The following is a 16,866-nucleotide window of genomic DNA, read 5'->3' as shown; positions in this document are numbered from 1 at the left end:
GCCCCCTCCCTCAGGCTACGATACCGTCCATGAGCTCCCAAATCCGCATCGTTGGCGCCCGCCAGAACAATCTCAAGAACCTGGACCTGACCATCGCCACCGGCGAACTGGTGGTCGTGACCGGCGTGTCGGGGTCCGGCAAGAGTTCGCTGGCCTTCGACACCCTCTACGCCGAGGGCCAGCGCCGCTACGTGGAAACCTTCTCGCCCTATGCGCGCCAGTTCCTGGACCGCATGGACAAGCCGCAGGTGGATCGCATCGAAGGCATCCTGCCGGCCATCGCCATCGACCAGACCAATCCGGTGCGCAGTTCGCGCAGCACGGTCGGCACGATGACCGAGCTCAATGACCACATCAAGCTGCTGTTCGCGCGCGGCGCGCGCCTGCACTGCCGCGGCTGTGGCAAGGTCGTGCAGCGTGACACCCCCGAATCGATCCACCGCTCGCTGGCCGAACGCTCGGCCGCGGCCGGCGATCCGCGGCTGGTGGTGACCTTCCCCATCGCCGTGCCGGCCAACTTCACCGAAGACGAAGTGCGCGGCTTCCTCGAGCAGCAGGGCTACACCCGCGTGCACGCCGAGGAAACCGCCGTGCCGAACGCCACCGCGCCGGCCAAGGGCGCCAAGAAGGAAAAGGGCAAGGCCAAGACCGCCACCGAGGAACGCCGCATCCTGCACGTGATCCAGGATCGCTTCCGCTTCGCCGGCACCGAACGCGAACGCGTCATGGAAGCGCTGGATACGGCATTGCGCATGGGCGCCGGCCACCTGGCCGTGTACGTCATGGACGCCGAGGGCGCCGACGCGCACATCTGGAAGTACAGCGACCGCCTGCACTGCGCCGACTGCAACATCGAATACACCGACCCGCTGCCCAGCAGCTTTTCGTTCAACTCGCCGCTGGGCGCCTGCGAGGCCTGCCGCGGCTTCGGCCGCGTGATCGGCATCGACTTCGGCCTGGTCATCCCGGACGAGAACAAGACCTTGCTGGAAGGCGCCATCAAGCCCTGGACCACGCCCTCGTACAAGGAATGCCAGGACGATCTGCAGAAGTACGCGCCGCGCGCCGGCATCCCGCTGGGCGTGCCGTGGAAGAGCATGAGCGAGGAGCACAAGCGCTGGGTGCTGTACGGCACGCCCGACTGGAAGGGCGGCAACGACGCCTGGAAGCACCAGTGGTACGGCGTGCAGCGTTTCTTCGACTGGCTCGAGACCAAGTCGTACAAGATGCACGTGCGCGTGCTGCTGTCCAAGTACCGCAGCTACACCCCCTGCCCCACCTGCAACGGCGCGCGCCTCAAGCCCGATGCGCTGCTGTGGCGCCTGGGCACCAAGGCCGAGGCCGACAGCGTGCTGCCGCCGGAAGACGGCCGCTACAAGCGCTTCATGCCGGTCGGCGCCAACTGGAGCCGCGAGCAGCTCGACAACCTGGACGGCCTGTCGATCCATGACGTGATGCTGCTGCCCATCGAACGGGTGCGCGCGTTCTTCGACAAGCTGTCGTTCGAAGGCGCGCTCGACGCCGCCACCGACCTGCTCATGACCGAGGTGCGCGCGCGCCTGAAGTTCCTGTGCGACGTCGGCCTGGGCTACCTGACGCTGGACCGCCAGAGCCGCACGCTGTCCGGCGGCGAAGTGCAGCGCATCAATCTGACCACGGCGCTCGGCACCTCGCTGGTGAACACGCTGTTCGTGCTGGACGAGCCGTCCATCGGCCTGCACCCGCGCGACATGCACCGCGTGGTCGAGGTCATGCACCGGCTGCGCAACGCCGGCAATACGCTGGTGGTGGTGGAGCACGACCCGCAGGTCATGGTGGCCGCCGACCGCATCATCGACATCGGCCCCGGCCCCGGCGAACGCGGCGGCCAGATCGTGTTCGACGGGACGCCGGCGCAGTTGCGCGCGGCCCGCACGCTGACCGGCGACTATCTCGGCGGACGCCAGCGCGTCGAAGCGCCGCGCCCCATGCCGGTGGCGGCCAACACGCCGCGCCTGCTGCTCGAAGGCGTCAGCGCCCACAACCTGAAGAATGTCTCGGTCGAGCTGCCGCTGGGGCGGCTGGTGTGCGTGACCGGCGTGTCCGGCTCGGGCAAGTCGACGCTGGTGCAGGATGTGCTGTTCCCCGCCCTGCTCAAGCAGAAGGGCAAGCCGTCGGAAGCGCCGGGCGCCTTCGAGCGCCTGCTGGGCGCCGAGCAGATCGCCGACGTCGTCATGGTCGACCAGACCCCCATCGGCAAGACCGCGCGTTCCAACCCGGCCAGCTACGTGGGCGCGTTCGACGCGATCCGCAAGCTGTTCGCGCAGGCGCCGCTGGCGCGGGAACGCGCCTACACCGCCGGCACCTTCAGCTTCAACGGCGGCGACGGCCGCTGCCCCACCTGCGGCGGCACCGGCTTCGAACACGTCGAGATGCAGTTCCTGTCCGACGTCTACCTGCGCTGCCCCGATTGCGACGGCAAGCGCTTCCGCCCGGAAGTGCTGGAAGTGCGCGTCGAGCACCTGGGCAAGAGCGCCTCGATCGACGAGGTGCTGGAAATGACCGTGAGCGAGGCGCTGGAGTTCTTCAAGGGCCTGCGCGACGTGCAGACCGGCCTGGCGCCGCTGGCCGACGTCGGCCTGGAATACGTGCGGCTGGGCCAGCCGGTGCCGACCCTGTCGGGCGGCGAGGCGCAGCGCCTGAAGCTGGCCGGCCACTTGGCCGAGGCCGCGCGCAGCGGCATCTCCACCGCCAAGGTCGCCAAGAAGGGCAGCCTGTTCCTGTTCGACGAACCCACCACCGGCCTGCACTTCGACGACGTCGCGCGCCTGATGCGCGCCTTCCGCAAGCTGCTGGCCGCGGGCCACACGCTGCTGGTCATTGAGCACAACCTGGACGTGATCCGCGCGGCCGACTGGCTGATCGACCTGGGCCCCGAAGGCGGCGACGCCGGCGGCCTGGTGATCGGCGTCGGCACGCCGCGGGACCTGATGGCCAACCCCGCCTCGCACACCGGCGCGGCGCTGCGCGACTACGAGGTCAGCATCCTGCCGGCCGACGTGGTGGTCAGCAGCGACATCGACGCGCAGGAAGCCGAACAGGCCGGCCTGACGGCCCGCATCGCCGAGCCGACCGCCGCCTATGGCGCCGGCGAAGGCACGCCGCTGCAATCGGTCATGCGCAAGCGCCGCCAGGACAACATGGCGATCGAGATCCGCAATGCGCGCGAGCACAATCTGAAGAACGTCAGCGTCGAGATCCCGCGCGATAAGTTCACCGTGATCACCGGCGTGTCCGGCTCGGGCAAGTCGACCCTGGCCTTCGACATCCTGTTCAACGAAGGCCAGCGCCGCTATCTCGAATCGCTCAACGCCTACGCCCGCGCCATCGTGCAGCCGGCCGGCAAGCCGGATGTGGACGCCATCTTCGGCATCCCGCCGACCGTGGCCATCGAACAGCGCACCAGCCGCGGCGGCCGCAAGTCGACCGTGGCCACGATGACCGAGATCCACCACTTCCTGCGCCTGCTGTACGTGAAGCTGGGCACGCAATACTGCCCGGACTGCAACGTCGCGGTGGAGCCGCAGAACACCGACCAGATCGTGGCGCGCCTGCTGCGCGAGCGCAAGGGCGAGCACATCGGCCTGCTGGCGCCGCTGGTCACCGCGCGCAAGGGCTACTACACCGACCTGGCCAAGTGGGCCGGCTCCAAGGGCCACACGCACCTGCGGGTCGACGGCGAATTCATCCCGGTGGCGCCGTGGCCGCGCCTGGACCGCTACAAGGAACACACCATCGAACTGCCGGTGGCCGACGTGGTGGTCGACCCGGCCAACGAGGCTGACCTGCGCGCCGCGGTCAAGAGCGCGCTGGAAAACGGCCAGGGCGTGATGTCGGTGGTGTGGCCGGTGGACAAGCTGCACGAGGCGCTGAACAGCGAACTGCAGCAGCAGCACTTCTCGGTCAAGCGCGCCTGCCCCTCGTGCGGCACCAGCTTCCCCGAGCCCGACCCGCGCCTGTTCTCGTACAACTCCAAGCATGGCTGGTGCACCGGCTGCTTCGGCACCGGCCTGCAACTGCAGGGCTTCGACGAAGAACAGACCGGCGAGGAAACCGCCTGGAACGCCTGGTACGAAGGCGAGGCCAAGGTCTGCACGCAGTGCGACGGCCAGCGCCTGAACCGGGTCGCGCGCGCCGTGCGCTGGCGCGACAAGTCGATCGCCGAGCTGGCCTCGCTGCCGGTGTCGGACGCGCACACCTTCTTCACCGGACTGGTGGCGCGCGGCCGTGAAGGCGAGATCGCCCGCGACATCCTCACCGAGATCCGCGGGCGCCTGAACTTCATGCAGGAAGTCGGCCTGAACTACCTGGCGCTGGACCGCGCCGCCCCCACCCTGTCGGGCGGCGAGGCGCAGCGCATCCGGCTGGCGGCGCAGCTGGGCTCGAACCTGCAGGGCGTCTGCTACGTGCTGGACGAGCCCACCATCGGCCTGCACCCGCGCGACAACCGCATCCTGCTGGACGCGCTGGCGCGCCTGGAAGGCAACGGCAACACGCTGGTGGTGGTCGAGCATGACGACGACACCATCCGCCGCGCCTCGCACATCATCGACATCGGCCCCGGCGCCGGCATCCGCGGCGGCCGCGTGGTGGCGCAGGGCAGCGCACAGGACCTGATCGACGCGCCCGAATCCGTCACCGGCCGCTACCTGGCCAAGCCCTTGCAGCACCCCCTGCAGGGCCGCCGCCCGGTCGAGGCCGACACCCCCATGATCGAGATCAAGGGCGCGCGCCTGCACAACCTGCGCAGCGTCGACGCCAAGATCCCGGTGGGCCGCCTGAGCGTGGTCACCGGCGTGTCCGGCTCCGGCAAATCGACCCTGGCGCGCGAAGTGCTGCTGGACAACCTGATGCAGGCCGTCTCGCAGGGCAAGGCGCCCGGCTGGGCCGGCTGCGAGAGCATCAAGGGCTGGGAAGCGATCGACCGCGTGCTGGAAGTGGACCAGACCCCGATCGGCAAGACGCCGCGCTCGTGCCCGGCCACCTACGTCGGTTTCTGGGATGACGTGCGCAAGCAGTTCGCCGACACCCGCGAAGCGCGCATGCGCGGCTGGACCTCGGCGCGCTTCTCCTTCAACACCGGCGACGGCCGCTGCCCGATCTGCGAAGGCCAGGGCATGCGCACCATCGAAATGAACTTCCTGCCCGACGTGAAGGTGCCGTGCGACGCCTGCAACGGCGCGCGCTTCAACAGCGACACGTTGAGCGTGCAGATGCGCGGCAAGAACGCCGGCGAATTGCTGGCCATGGAAGTCGATGACGCTATCGAGTACTTCGCCGCGCACCCCAAGATCCATCGGCCGCTGCAACTGATGCAGGACGTCGGCCTGGGCTACCTGACGCTGGGCCAGCCGTCGCCGACGCTATCCGGCGGCGAGGCGCAGCGCATCAAGCTCGTGACCGAGCTGTCCAAGGCGCGCCTGACCGACGGCCTGATCAAGACCGGCCGCGCCTCGCGCATCCCGCACACGCTGTACGTGCTGGACGAGCCGACCGTGGGCCTGTCGATGGCCGACGTGGAAAAGCTGATCCACGTGCTGCACCGCCTGGTGGAAGCCGGCAACACGGTGGTGGTGATCGAGCATAATCTCGACGTCATCGCCGAGGCCGACTGGCTGCTGGACCTGGGCCCCGAGGGCGGCACCGGCGGCGGCAAGCTGGTGGCGCAGGGGTCGCCGGAACACGTCATGACCTTGCGCGACCACTCCCACACGGGCCGGGTGCTGACGGAGTTCCTGGCGCAACAGTAAAGAGAGTCATGCATTGTCGTTTTGAAGACCGGCTGGCCGGCCGCGCGCTGCGGCTGGACGGCTTTCTGGCCCGCATCGAGGCGCGCGCGGCGGCCGAGCTCGGCCCCGCGCTGGCCGCCATCGACGCGGCGCGCCAGTGCGGCCACTGGGTCGCGCTGCTGCTGGACTACGAGCTCGGCGAATGGCTGTTGCCCGAAGCCACCCGGCCCGCGCCCGCCGGTCCCTGGACGCCGCCGCATGATGACGGCCGGGCGCGCCTGACGGCGTTGGTGTTCGAGCGCCAGATCGACGAAACGCCATGGGACGCGCCCGACGCCGACAGCCCGCCGGCCGCCCTCAGCATCCCCACGCCGCGCATGACCGAGGCCGGCTACGTGCGCCAGATCGACGCCATCCGCGAACTGATCGGCGCCGGCGAGCTGTACCAGGTCAACTACACCCAGCCGCTCGACGTGCAGTACCAGGGCGACGCGGCCACGCTGTACCGCCGCATCGCCGCCCGCAATCCGGTGGCGCACGGCGCCTATATCGAGGACGGCGCGCGCACGGTGCTGTCGTTCTCGCCAGAGCTGTTCGTGACCCGCCGCGGCGCGCAACTGACCACCCGGCCGATGAAGGGCACGGCGCCGCGCCACCCCGATCCGGCCGAGGACCAGCGCCTGGGCCAGGCGCTGCTGGCCAGCGACAAGAACCGCGCCGAGAACCTGATGATTGTCGACCTGCTGCGCAACGACCTGGGCCGGCTGGCCGAGCCCGGCTCGGTCAAGGTCGAGGCGCTGTTCTCGCTGGAACGCTATCCCACCGTCTGGACCATGACCTCGACCGTGTCCGCGCAGGCGCCGCACGCCACGCTCGAGGACGTGCTGCGCGCGCTGTTCCCGTGCGGCTCCATCACCGGCGCGCCCAAGGTCGCCGCCATGCGCCGCATCCGGCAAATGGAGGCCGCGCCGCGCGGCCTGTATTGCGGCAGCATCGGCTGGCTGGCGCCGGACGGCGACTTCTCGCTCAACGTGGCGATCCGCACGCTGGTGCTGGATGCGGCCGGCCCTGGCGTCTACAGCGTCGGCGGCGGCATCGTGCACGACTCCGATCCGGCCGAGGAATGGCAGGAATGCCACTGGAAGGCCCGCATCCTGCGCGCCTGAGTGCGCAATCCGTGTCCACGGGGTAGGATAGACCCCGGCCCCGCCCTCCTTCGCCCGCCGTTTACCAGGAGCCCGCATGCAACCCGAACTGATCGAGACCATCCTGGTCGACGCCGAGCGCCGCGTGCCGCTGCTGGCGCGCCACCTGCACCGCCTGGAGCATTCCTGCAAGGCGCTGGGCTACACCTGGGGCGGCAATGCGGTGCAAAGCGACATCATGATCGCCGCGCTCAGCCTGAACACCCCCGGCGCGCACCGCCTGCGCCTGTTGGTCGCGCGCGACGGCAGCCGCCACATCCAGACCGCCATGCTGCCGCCGTTGCCGGCGGCGCAGGAAATCATGCTGGCGCCCGAGGCGCTGCGCTCCTCCGAACCGCTGCTGCGCTACAAGACCACCTACCGGCCCTGGTACACCAAGACCATCGAATGGCTGCCGGCCCATCCGCACATCTTCGACCTGGTCTACCTGAACGAACGCGGCGAGCTGTGCGAAGGCAGCCGCAGCAACGTCTACCTGCGCCTGGATGGCGACTGGTATACGCCGCCGGTCGACAGCGGCTGCCTGCCCGGCGTGCAGCGCGCCGAACTGCTGGACACCGGCAACGTCAGCGAACGCGTGCTGACCCTGGCCGACCTGCACGCCGCTGACGAAATCCGGCTGTCTAACGCCCTGCGCGGCTGGTTCACGGTCACCCTGCGCGAAACCTGAACCCCGGCGCGCCGGGCGGTGAGTACGCGCCCCCTAATCCGCGAACTGCTCCACCACCACCTGCCGCAGCCACTGGTTGGCCGGCTCGCGGTGATTGCGGGCGTGCCAGAACACGTTGATGACGGACTCGGGGATCTTCACCGGACAGGGCGCGGTGGCCAGGCCGAACGGCTTGCAGGCGCAATCGGCGAAGCGCCGCGGCACCACCGCGATCATGTCGGTGGCCTGCAGCACCGGCCCCACCGCCATGAAATGCGGCACCGTCAGGCGCAGGCGCCGGCGGATGCCGGCCTGCTCGATCACCTGGTCCACCACGCCGTGGCCGGTGCCCTCGGACACGATGGCGACATGCTCGGCGGCGCGGAACTGCCGCGCCGACACGCCGGTGCGCGCCAGCGGATGATCCTCGCGGAAGATGCACACATAGGGCTGGCGGAACAGCCGGCGCTGGAAGAAACCGTGCTTCAGGCCCGGCAGGAAACCCATCGCCAGGTCGATGCGGCCGCGCTCCATCTCGTCCTTCACATCGATCGAGGTGGTGCGCACGGTGCGGATGGTGACGCCGGGCGCGGCGTCGTCCAGCGCCCGCATCAGGCGCGGCAGGAAGTAGGTCTCGCCGACGTCGTTGACGCCGATGACGAAGGCGCGCTCGCTGCGCGCCGGATCGAAGCTGGCGCGCGCGTTGAGCGTGCCGTGCAGCGCCGCCAGCGCATCGGCGATCGGCTGCGCCAGCGCCTCGGCATAGGGCGTGGGCACCATGCCGCGCGAGGTGCGCAGGAACAGCTCGTCGCCCAGCAGCTTGCGCAACCGCCCTAGCGCGTTGCTGACCCCCGGCTGCGAAATGCCCAGGTTCTGCGCCACCGCCGACACCCGGCCGTGCTTGCACAGCTCGTTGAACACGACCAGCAGGTTCAGGTCCATGTCTTGCAGGTTCATGCTTGTCTCCACCAATATTTATTTTGGTGATTGTTGTCATCATTCAGATTCTATTTATTTATTTCACACCCTGACCGATGATGCAACAAACGCCTGCGCCCAAGTCGCGCCGTTCCCGATGGATGAAGGAGACAACCATGCGCCATCCCCCCGTCACGCCCTGTAGGCGCGGCCGCCTCGCCGGAGGCCGCCGATGAACGCTCCCCTGGATACCGCGCCGGACACGATCGCCGGCGCCGCCGCCAACTCCGCCTGCCCCGCCAGCGCCGCCCCCGAACAGCCGCTGTCGTTCATGCCCCCCTGGCAGGGCGACGGCAGCCACCGCATTCCCTTCGGCGTCTACACCGACGCCGCCCTGCACCAGCGCGAGCTGGAGCGCTTTTTCTACCGCGGCCACTGGAGCTACGTCGGCCTGGAAGCGGAAATCCCCAATCCCGGCGACTTCAAGCGCACCGCCGTGGGCGAGCGCTCCGTCATCCTGCTGCGCGACAACGACGGCCAAGTGCGCGTGGTGGAAAACGTCTGCGCCCATCGCGGCGTGCAGTTCTGCCGCGAACGCTCCGGCAACCGCAGCGAGTTCGTCTGCCCCTACCACCAGTGGAACTACGACCTGCAGGGCAACCTGATCGGCGTGCCGTTCCGCCGCGGCGTCAAGCAGGACGGCCGCGTCAATGGCGGCATGCCGCCCGATTTCAAGCCGGAGGATCACGGCCTGACCAAGCTGGCCGCGGCCTGCCGCAACGGCGTGGTGTTCGCCTCGTTCGACCACGACGTCGAGCCGCTGGAAGACTACCTGGGCCCGGACATCCTGCACTACTTCGACCGCGTCTTCGACGGCCGCCAACTGGTCATCCACGGCTACAGCCGCCAGCGCATCCCGGGCAACTGGAAGCTGATGCAGGAGAACATCAAGGACCCCTACCACCCCGGACTGCTGCACACCTGGTTCGTCACTTTCGGCCTGTGGCGCGCCGACAACCGCTCCGAACTGAAGATGGACCGCCACTTCCGCCACGCAGCCATGATCTCGACCCGCGGCCAGGGCGGCAAGGGCAGCGTCACCAGCGGCGTGTCCAGCTTCAAGGAACAGATGACGCTGAACGACGACCGCTTCCTGGACATCGTGCCGGAACCTTGGTGGAACGGCCCCACCGCCGTGCTGATGACGCTGTTCCCCAGCGTCATCATCCAGCAGCAGGTCAACTCGCTGTCCACGCGCCACATCCAGCCGGTCGGCCACGACGCCTTCGACTTCGTCTGGACCCACTTCGGCTTCGCCGACGACACGCCCGAGATGACGCAGCGCCGCCTGCGCCAGGCCAACCTGTTCGGCCCGGCCGGCTTCGTCTCGGCGGACGATGGCGAGGTCATCGAGTTCTCGCAATCGGGCTTCGCGCAGAAGCCCTGGCACCACAGCGTGGCCGAACTGGGCGGCAAGACCGCCGAGAACACCGACCACATGGTGACCGAAACCCTGATCCGCGGGATGTACGCCTACTGGCGCCGCGTGATGGAAGCGGAGGCGTGAACATGCTGGACTTTCCCCTCTACTACCAGTTGACCCGGCTGTACGCCGACTACGCCGCCGCGCTCGACGCCGAGCAATGGGAGCAATGGCCGGAGTTCTTCCTTGAGGACTGCGTCTACAAGGTGCTGCCGCGCGAGAACCACGAACGCAGCTATCCGCTGGCGACCATGTCGTTCGAGAGCCGCGCCATGCTCAAGGACCGCATCTACGGCGCCACCGACACCATCTTCCACGACCCCTACTACCAGCGTCACGTGGTCGGCGCCCCGCGCGTGCTGTCGGTGCAGGGCGACCGGATCGAATCGGAAGCCAACTACGCGGTGTTCCGCACCAAGCCGAACCAACTGACCACGGTCTACAACGTCGGCCGCTACCTGGACGTGATCCGGCGGACGCCCGACGGGCTGAAGTTCGAGTCGCGCCTGTGCATCTTCGACAGCGAGCTGATCCCGAATTCGCTGATCTACCCCATCTGACCAGGACACCAAGACATGAGTACGAACTGGATCAAGGCCATCGCGCTGGCCGACGTGCCGGACGAAGACGTGATCGCCGTGCAGGCGGGCGACCGCGAGATCGCGCTGTACGGCGTGGAAGGCAACGTCTACGCCACCGACAACCTCTGTACGCACGGCAATGCGCGCCTGTGCGACGGCTTCCTGACGGGCCACGAGATCGAGTGCCCGCTGCACCAGGGCCGCTTCGACGTGCGCGACGGCCGCGCGCTCTGTTCGCCGCTACGCGACAACCTGGCGACCTACCCGGTCAGGATCGAGCACGGCGTGGTGTTCGTGGCGCTGTGACCCGGGCGCGGCGGCGTTCCGTGACGGGCCGTCGCCGCCCAGCTAGCCTTGCAACGCCAGCCGCAAGGCCTCGTTGGCGGCCGCCATGCCCATGGCGGCGGTCACGGTGACCACCGAGCCATAGCCGGCGCAGGACAACCCCTGCGGCGCCACGGCCTGCGCCGAGGCGCCCATATCGTCCTCGGCCTCGGCCTGCCGCGTCCATTCATCGGGCAGGATGGCGGGCTGATCGAACCACAGGGCATGAATCCCCATCTTCGGCACGCGCTTGAGCGCCTTGCCGTTCTTGTCCGCCGCCCGCGGAAACCCATGCTCGCGCCGCAGCTTGTTGCGCAGCTTGGACAGCAAGGCGTCATTGACCGCGGCCGACAGGTCGCCGGCGCGCAACGCCAGCGGATCGGTCTTGCCGCCGGCGCCGCCGCACAGCAGCATCGGAATCCCCAGCGCCCGCGCATGCAGGATCATGGCGATCTTGGCGGCGGCCTGGTCGGTGCAGTCGATGATGGCGCTGTAGGGGCCGGGCAGCACTTGCGCGACGTTTTCCGGAGAAACGAAATCGTCCACACGGGTCAGGCGACATTCGGGATTGATGGCCAGGATGCGTTCGGCCATGGCATCCACCTTGGACTGCCCCAGGGTCTGCGTCAGGGCGTGGATCTGCCGGTTGACGTTGGATTCGGCGATGTGGTCCAGGTCGATCAGCGTCAGGGCGCCGACGCCGCAGCGGGCCAGCGCTTCGACCGTCCACGAGCCTACGCCGCCCAGCCCGGCGACGGCGATGTGGGCATTCTGGAGGCGGGCGGGAGCCTCGGGGCCGTAGAGGCGGGACAGGCTGCCGAAGCGGCGGGCGATGTCGGCTTTTTCTTCTGGGGCGGTCATGGGGGGTATTTTATATGGACGCGCGTCGGGCGATCCCCCCGGGTCTTTTCACGGCGAAGGTTGCCATGCATCCCGGACATAACCCGGTGCAAGACCCGTCACGACCACCCCGTCCGGCGTGGCAGGCCCGGCCGAGACCACGATCGACCGCTCGGTGGAGCTTGCCGATTCACGAAACCGGACAAGGCTCTTTCCCGCGTCAGTACGAATCGCCGTGGCCGGCACCACCATCGCCTGCTCATCATGAAATATCACGATCGAGGCGCTCGCCGTCATTCCCAGCCGCACCACCGCCTGTTGCGCCGCCGTCAGCGGCGGCAATGCAATCACTACCCGATACATCGTGCCCGCCTGCGAGTCTCCCTCGAGTCCCTGCACCCCGATCGATTCCAATTCGCCGGAAAGCGCCAGGTCCCTGAATCCTTCGCCACGTATTTCCACCGGCTGGCCTGGACGCAGCCGATTCAGATCCGTCTCGTCGACCTTGGCCACGACATGGACCCGCGCGACGTTGGCAATGGCCAACAGGCCCTGGCCCTGCCCAACCTTGGCGCCCGCCAACAATGGCTCTCCGGCGGCGTCCCGCCTGCCATCGCCGTTGCCCGGGACCCGGATCACGACACCCGAAAACGGCGCCACCACCACGCCGGAGGCCTCATCGGCCAGCGCATTGAGCCGGGCCGTGGCATTGGCCACCTCCATTTCCGCGAGTTGCCGCGATTGCCCCTTGCCGCGTTCCCGGGCGTCCGCGAGTTCCGCCTCTGCCGAGGCCACCGACAGGGATTGCATCTTTTCCTGCTGGATCAACGCATCCAGCTCCATGCGGGGCACGATTCCGCGCTCATAGAGCTGCCTGGTCTCAACCAGCTTCTGATGCGTGTCGCTCAGACTGAGACGCGCGCTCGACAGGGTTTGACGAGCGCGGGCGACGTCAGGGCCAGACTCCCAGTGGTCGATGTCGCTCAGGAGCTTGCGCGCCTTGATCTGTTCGCTCAGCGCCTGGCGTCGCTGTATGTCGAGTTCGGTCACATCCATCTCGAGCAGGCGCTGGCCCGCCTCCACCCGCTGCCCTTCCGACACCTCAAGCGACTTGATATTGCCATCGAAGGGCGCTGTGATTGTGACGATCTGCGCCGAAACGATCTTTCCCGCCACGCCCAGACGAATCTCGACCGGCCGAGGAGAAACCAATGTCCAGGGCGAGGGTTTATCTTGCGCCCTGCCGCCAGGCGGCCGATGCCATGCAAAGGCGATCGCCGCGACGGCAAGCACGGCCACGCCCGCTGCCATCAGGCCGGATTTATAGGCAAAGCGCTTAGTCATTCAGCGAGATACCCCAACTTTGCAATGTCATGCCAAGCTTCAGGTCCAACTGCGCCTGTGCATCCAGATAGCCGATCAAGGCATTGAGTCGGGCGTTCTCCGCCCCGCGTAGATCGGTTTCAAAGGCCAGCACCTGAAAATTGCTCGATCGTCCTGCCTGCAGTTTCTGGCGTTCGATCTCGAGCTTCTTGCGTGAAAGATCGCGAACGCGTCCCGCGATTTCGTACTGGCGCCATCGAGAGGCCAGTTCCCGCACCGCGTTATTCACGTCCAGCGCCAACTGCTGTTCGGCGTCTTCGAGCAGCAGCGCCTGGTTGTCCGCGTCGGCTTTTGCATGGACGGCAGCCTGTCGCGCGCTCAGGTCCCCGATCGGTATCTGGACCTGGACACCCACATACCCGTCCCAATGGCGATCGGACACCGCCTCCGAATGGCTCGATCGCCTTGTCCGCCCCTGGCTGGCGCCGCCCATCAGGGAAACATCCCACAGGCGGTTGTCGCGCGCGACCGCAAGATTGATATCGGCCTGTTCCCGGGCGATCACCTGCTGCAAATACCGCGGTTGGTGCGTCAACGCGATGCGCTGGGCATCCTGCACGCTGAGCGTCGAGGGCATTTTCCCGGGCGTGTCGCTGGCCCGGATCCGGCTGCGCAGATCCAAGGCCAGCAGTTGCAGCAACATCAATCGGCTGGCGTTGAGATCGTTATCGGCATTCTCGACATTGAACTCCTGGGCGGCCACATCGGCCTCCGTCTGCACCAGGTCGACCCGCGCCATGCGTCCGGCCGCGATCAGCGCCTGGTTGATCTCCAGAAGCGCTTGGGAACGCTGCAATGCCGCCTTGGCAATGGTGACTTGCTCTTGCGCCCGCATCAATTGCCAGTAGGCCTGGACGATCTGCGTAACGGTCAGGGAAACCGAATCCTGCAAAGTCAGCCGATTGCTTTGCTCGATCAAGCGCGCCATGCGCAAGGGCGCGGTTGCCACCTCGCGGCCCGCGCCGCGCAGCAAGGGTTGGATGATCGCGAGCGTGACGCCGTCGTCGCGGAACCCTCCCGCCCGGTTGGCCTTGCTCAATTGGCTGGTCCAACCCAGGCTGAAACGCGTGCCGAATTCGCCTACCATCGTCGCCGCGGGCGAAAGCACCCCCTGCCGCGAACGATCGTCCTGATTGCCGTTGCCGGTGATCTGCCCGGTAACGAGAAGCTTGGGCGAAAAGAAATCCTCGGCCACGCGCAGGTCGAACTTCTGCGCCACGCGGGTCAGGTAGGCGCTGCGTATGCCGCGATTGGCGCGCAAGCCGAGAAAGACGGCATCTGTCAAAGTCAGATCGACGACGCCTTCGCCCAACACGGCCGGCGCCTGATACCGCATGGTCGGGCGAGACGGCAACGGGTCATCACCCGCGCGTGCCACGGGTGACAGCGCCACCAACCCAAGCGCCACGATGAGCATCCGCGCCGCACTACGCATCGCGCAAGGCCTGGACAGGCTCCAGCCGCGAAGCCGCGACGGCCGGATACCAACCGAAGAACAAGCCCGTCAGCAGCGCCGTGCCCATTCCCAAGGGCAAGGACGCGGGCGCCAGCACGAAATCCCAACCGGAGAAGCGCGCAAAAGCGTAGGCCGCGCCAACGCCGAACACTGCGCCCAGCGCCGCGCCCACAATGGCCAACAGACCCGCCTCGGCGAGGAACAACAGGCGGATGTCGCGCCGGGTCGCCCCGAGCGCCAAGCGAACGCCGATCTCGCGCCGCCTTTCGGAAACACTCATCAGCATCACGTTCATCACGCCCACACCGCCCACCAGCAATGAGATCGCGCCCAGTCCCGCGAGCAGATATGAAAAGGTTCGGGACTGACGCTCGAGACCATCAATCAACTGCCGGGGAATATCCACCTGGACCTCCCTGCCGGGCACCTGCGTGCCGACATACCCGCGCAGCGCGCTGGCCGTTTCCACAAGGTCGGCCATAGGCGTCGCCCTGGCCAGGATGGCGCCGAGTTCAGGCTTGGGAAACAATCGGTGCAGCCCTTCAATGGGAACGATCACCGATCGGTCCGCATCGACCGGAATCAGCGGATTCCCCTTCATGCTGCGCGTGACGCCGATGACCTGATAGAAGTAGCCGCCAATTTGCAGCGAGGCACCCAGGGCGAGCGGATGCGCCGGACTGCCCAGTTCACGCGCGATTTCCGCACCGACGACGGCAAACGTGGCATGACGATCGAACGGCGACAGGAAACGGCCGCGCTCCATGCGCAGATTCATCGCGGCGGCAAGATCCGGCGTCGTGCCTACGATCCTGGGAACCATCGTACGTCCCGGGAAACGCAGCGGCACGTTGTAGACCGACAGGGGCGCCGCATGGCGGATGCCCGGCACGGCTTGCGCCAACGCGCCGGCATCCAACGCGCGGGGCAGCGCGCGCGGCTTGGCGCCCGTCACCGGGAAAGTCACCACCAGGACGTCCGTACCCATGTCCTTGAACATGCGCATCACCTGTTCGGCGGCGCTATGCCCGATGTTCAGGAGCGCGATGATGGCGGTGCTGCCGACCATGATGCCGAGCAAAGCCAACAAGGCCCTGCGACCCATTTGGCGCAGGCTGTCAGCCGCTTGCAGCGCAGTTTGCGTCAGCGATGGACCGCGCATGCACCGGAACACCGGAAATCAACGTCTTTCATCGCAGTGGCAGGGTTCATGCAACACACCGTCGCGCACATGAAGCTGGCGCGAGAAGCGGCCAGCCAGGTTGGCATCATGCGTCACCATCACGATCGTGACCGCCCGCTCGCGATTCAGCCCCATGAGCAAGGCCATGATGCTCTCGGCTGAAGCTTGATCCAGATTACCGGTCGGTTCGTCCGCAAGAATGACGGAGGGATTGCCGACCAAGGCGCGGGCAATGGCGACCCGCTGGCGCTGCCCGCCGGAGAGATCGGCAGGGAGATGCCCGCCGCGATCGGCCAATCCAACTTGACGAAGCCAATCCGTGGCCGTGGCCCGCGCCTGGGCTCGCGGGATACCACGATAGAACAGTGGCAAGGCAACGTTATCGAGGGCGTTCATACGGGGCAACAGGTTGAAGGACTGAAAAACGAACCCGATCTCTCGATTGCGAACCCAGGCGCGAGCGTTCTCGTCCATATCCAGCATGTCGCGTCCGCGAAACAGGAACTGGCCGGCCGACGGCCGGTCGAGCAAGCCCAGGATATTGAGCAAGGTGCTCTTGCCGGAACCGGACGCCCCAAGCAGCGCGCAGGTTTCGCCGGGGTGGATCCCGAGCGTCACGTCCCGTAGCACGGATACGGATTGGCTGCTCATGCGATAGGCATGGCTGACATGTGTGACGTGAATGAGCGGATGGTGCAGCATCTTGCAAGCCGCATCAGTCAAAAGGTCCAAATCGATTCAAATGTATTCGATAGCGGGTTATAGCCAAACCGGCAATGACCCACTATCGATCGGAACTTGCTTAGTCGTTGTAATACACCACCATCGAGGAAATTATGTACCTGGGGTACGGCCCGGCACCCGTACCGGTATATTTGACATAGAACGTATTATCGGCAGGACTGCCAACAAAATATTGGTAAATTCTCCCATCGTAGGATATCGGAAGGCAATTAACTGTATTACCGTAGCAAACCTGCATCGATACATCCGCCTGGGCGCTATCTCGAAGCTGCACTTGCACACCCTTTATTTTTTACCCGAGGGTGAGACGAGAAAATTAGCCGGCCGATACA

At 67.0% G+C, this 16,866-nt stretch carries 13 protein-coding genes; 7 read left to right on the top strand and 6 right to left on the bottom strand.

The features are described 5' to 3' along the window. Positions 1-29 precede the first annotated feature (29 nt). The 3 genes from uvrA (at position 30) to SB816_RS23885 (ending at position 7,643) form a co-directional block, all read left to right on the top strand. Positions 30-5,789 carry an excinuclease ABC subunit UvrA gene (gene uvrA / locus SB816_RS23895; protein WP_410547635.1) on the top strand — a complete coding sequence of 1,920 codons (5,760 nt, stop codon included), beginning with the start codon at positions 30-32 and terminating at the stop codon, positions 5,787-5,789. A gap of 8 nt (positions 5,790-5,797) precedes the next feature. Beyond that, a complete protein-coding gene (locus SB816_RS23890; RefSeq protein WP_410547634.1) occupies positions 5,798-6,934 on the top strand; it encodes an aminodeoxychorismate synthase component I in 1,137 nt (378 codons plus the stop codon). A 76-nt stretch (positions 6,935-7,010) separates the two neighbouring features. Beyond that, a complete protein-coding gene (locus SB816_RS23885) occupies positions 7,011-7,643 on the top strand; it encodes an aminotransferase class IV family protein (RefSeq protein WP_054501810.1) in 633 nt (210 codons plus the stop codon). 33 nt (positions 7,644-7,676) lie between these two features. Here SB816_RS23885 and SB816_RS23880 read toward each other — a convergent pair whose 3' ends face one another. Further along, positions 7,677-8,579, bottom strand: coding sequence for a LysR family transcriptional regulator (locus tag SB816_RS23880; protein WP_006388935.1), 903 nt, complete (start codon positions 8,577-8,579; stop codon positions 7,677-7,679). On the opposite strand from SB816_RS23880, the gene SB816_RS23875 reads away from it, so the two are divergent. The 4 genes from SB816_RS23875 (at position 8,578) to SB816_RS23860 (ending at position 10,910) form a co-directional block, all read left to right on the top strand. Next, positions 8,578-8,745, top strand: a complete 168-nt coding sequence (locus SB816_RS23875) for a hypothetical protein (RefSeq protein WP_410547633.1) — start codon at positions 8,578-8,580, stop codon at positions 8,743-8,745. The two genes, SB816_RS23880 and SB816_RS23875, sit on opposite strands and share 2 nt — an antisense overlap. Before the next feature lie 126 nt (positions 8,746-8,871). Next, the gene (locus SB816_RS23870; protein WP_410547651.1) at positions 8,872-10,107 is read left to right on the top strand and encodes an aromatic ring-hydroxylating dioxygenase subunit alpha; all 1,236 of its coding nucleotides are present in this window, start codon (positions 8,872-8,874) and stop codon (positions 10,105-10,107) included. 2 nt (positions 10,108-10,109) lie between these two features. Beyond that, a complete protein-coding gene (locus SB816_RS23865; RefSeq protein WP_410547632.1) occupies positions 10,110-10,583 on the top strand; it encodes an aromatic-ring-hydroxylating dioxygenase subunit beta in 474 nt (157 codons plus the stop codon). Positions 10,584-10,598: 15 nt separating this feature from the next. After that, on the top strand, positions 10,599-10,910 hold the full coding sequence (locus SB816_RS23860; protein WP_410547631.1) for a non-heme iron oxygenase ferredoxin subunit: 312 nt from the start codon (positions 10,599-10,601) through the stop codon (positions 10,908-10,910). Positions 10,911-10,952: 42 nt separating this feature from the next. Here SB816_RS23860 and SB816_RS23855 read toward each other — a convergent pair whose 3' ends face one another. Genes SB816_RS23855 through SB816_RS23835 form a run of 5 tightly spaced genes read right to left on the bottom strand, consistent with a single transcriptional unit; the run spans position 10,953 to position 16,492 of the window. Then, a complete protein-coding gene (locus SB816_RS23855; RefSeq protein WP_054501812.1) occupies positions 10,953-11,789 on the bottom strand; it encodes a ThiF family adenylyltransferase in 837 nt (278 codons plus the stop codon). A gap of 48 nt (positions 11,790-11,837) precedes the next feature. Continuing rightward, the gene (locus SB816_RS23850) at positions 11,838-13,112 is read right to left on the bottom strand and encodes an efflux RND transporter periplasmic adaptor subunit (protein ID WP_410547630.1); all 1,275 of its coding nucleotides are present in this window, start codon (positions 13,110-13,112) and stop codon (positions 11,838-11,840) included. Beyond that, positions 13,105-14,568, bottom strand: a complete 1,464-nt coding sequence (locus tag SB816_RS23845) for a TolC family protein (protein ID WP_336235826.1) — start codon at positions 14,566-14,568, stop codon at positions 13,105-13,107. Before SB816_RS23845 ends, SB816_RS23850 begins: the two co-directional genes overlap by 8 nt. 10 nt (positions 14,569-14,578) lie before the next feature. Beyond that, positions 14,579-15,769, bottom strand: a complete 1,191-nt coding sequence (locus SB816_RS23840) for an ABC transporter permease (protein ID WP_116792685.1) — start codon at positions 15,767-15,769, stop codon at positions 14,579-14,581. An 18-nt stretch (positions 15,770-15,787) separates the two neighbouring features. Continuing rightward, entirely contained in the window at positions 15,788-16,492 is a 705-nt protein-coding gene (locus tag SB816_RS23835; RefSeq protein WP_410547629.1) for an ABC transporter ATP-binding protein, read from the bottom strand. Positions 16,493-16,866: the final 374 nt, after the last annotated feature.

Origin of the sequence: Achromobacter sp. SIMBA_011 (genome assembly GCF_046535435.1) — a bacterium.
Classification (GTDB): Bacteria; Pseudomonadota; Gammaproteobacteria; order Burkholderiales; family Burkholderiaceae_B; genus Achromobacter; species Achromobacter dolens.
The sequence above is the reverse complement of the archived record's forward strand: the minus strand, read 5'-3'. Positions and strand labels throughout refer to the sequence as shown.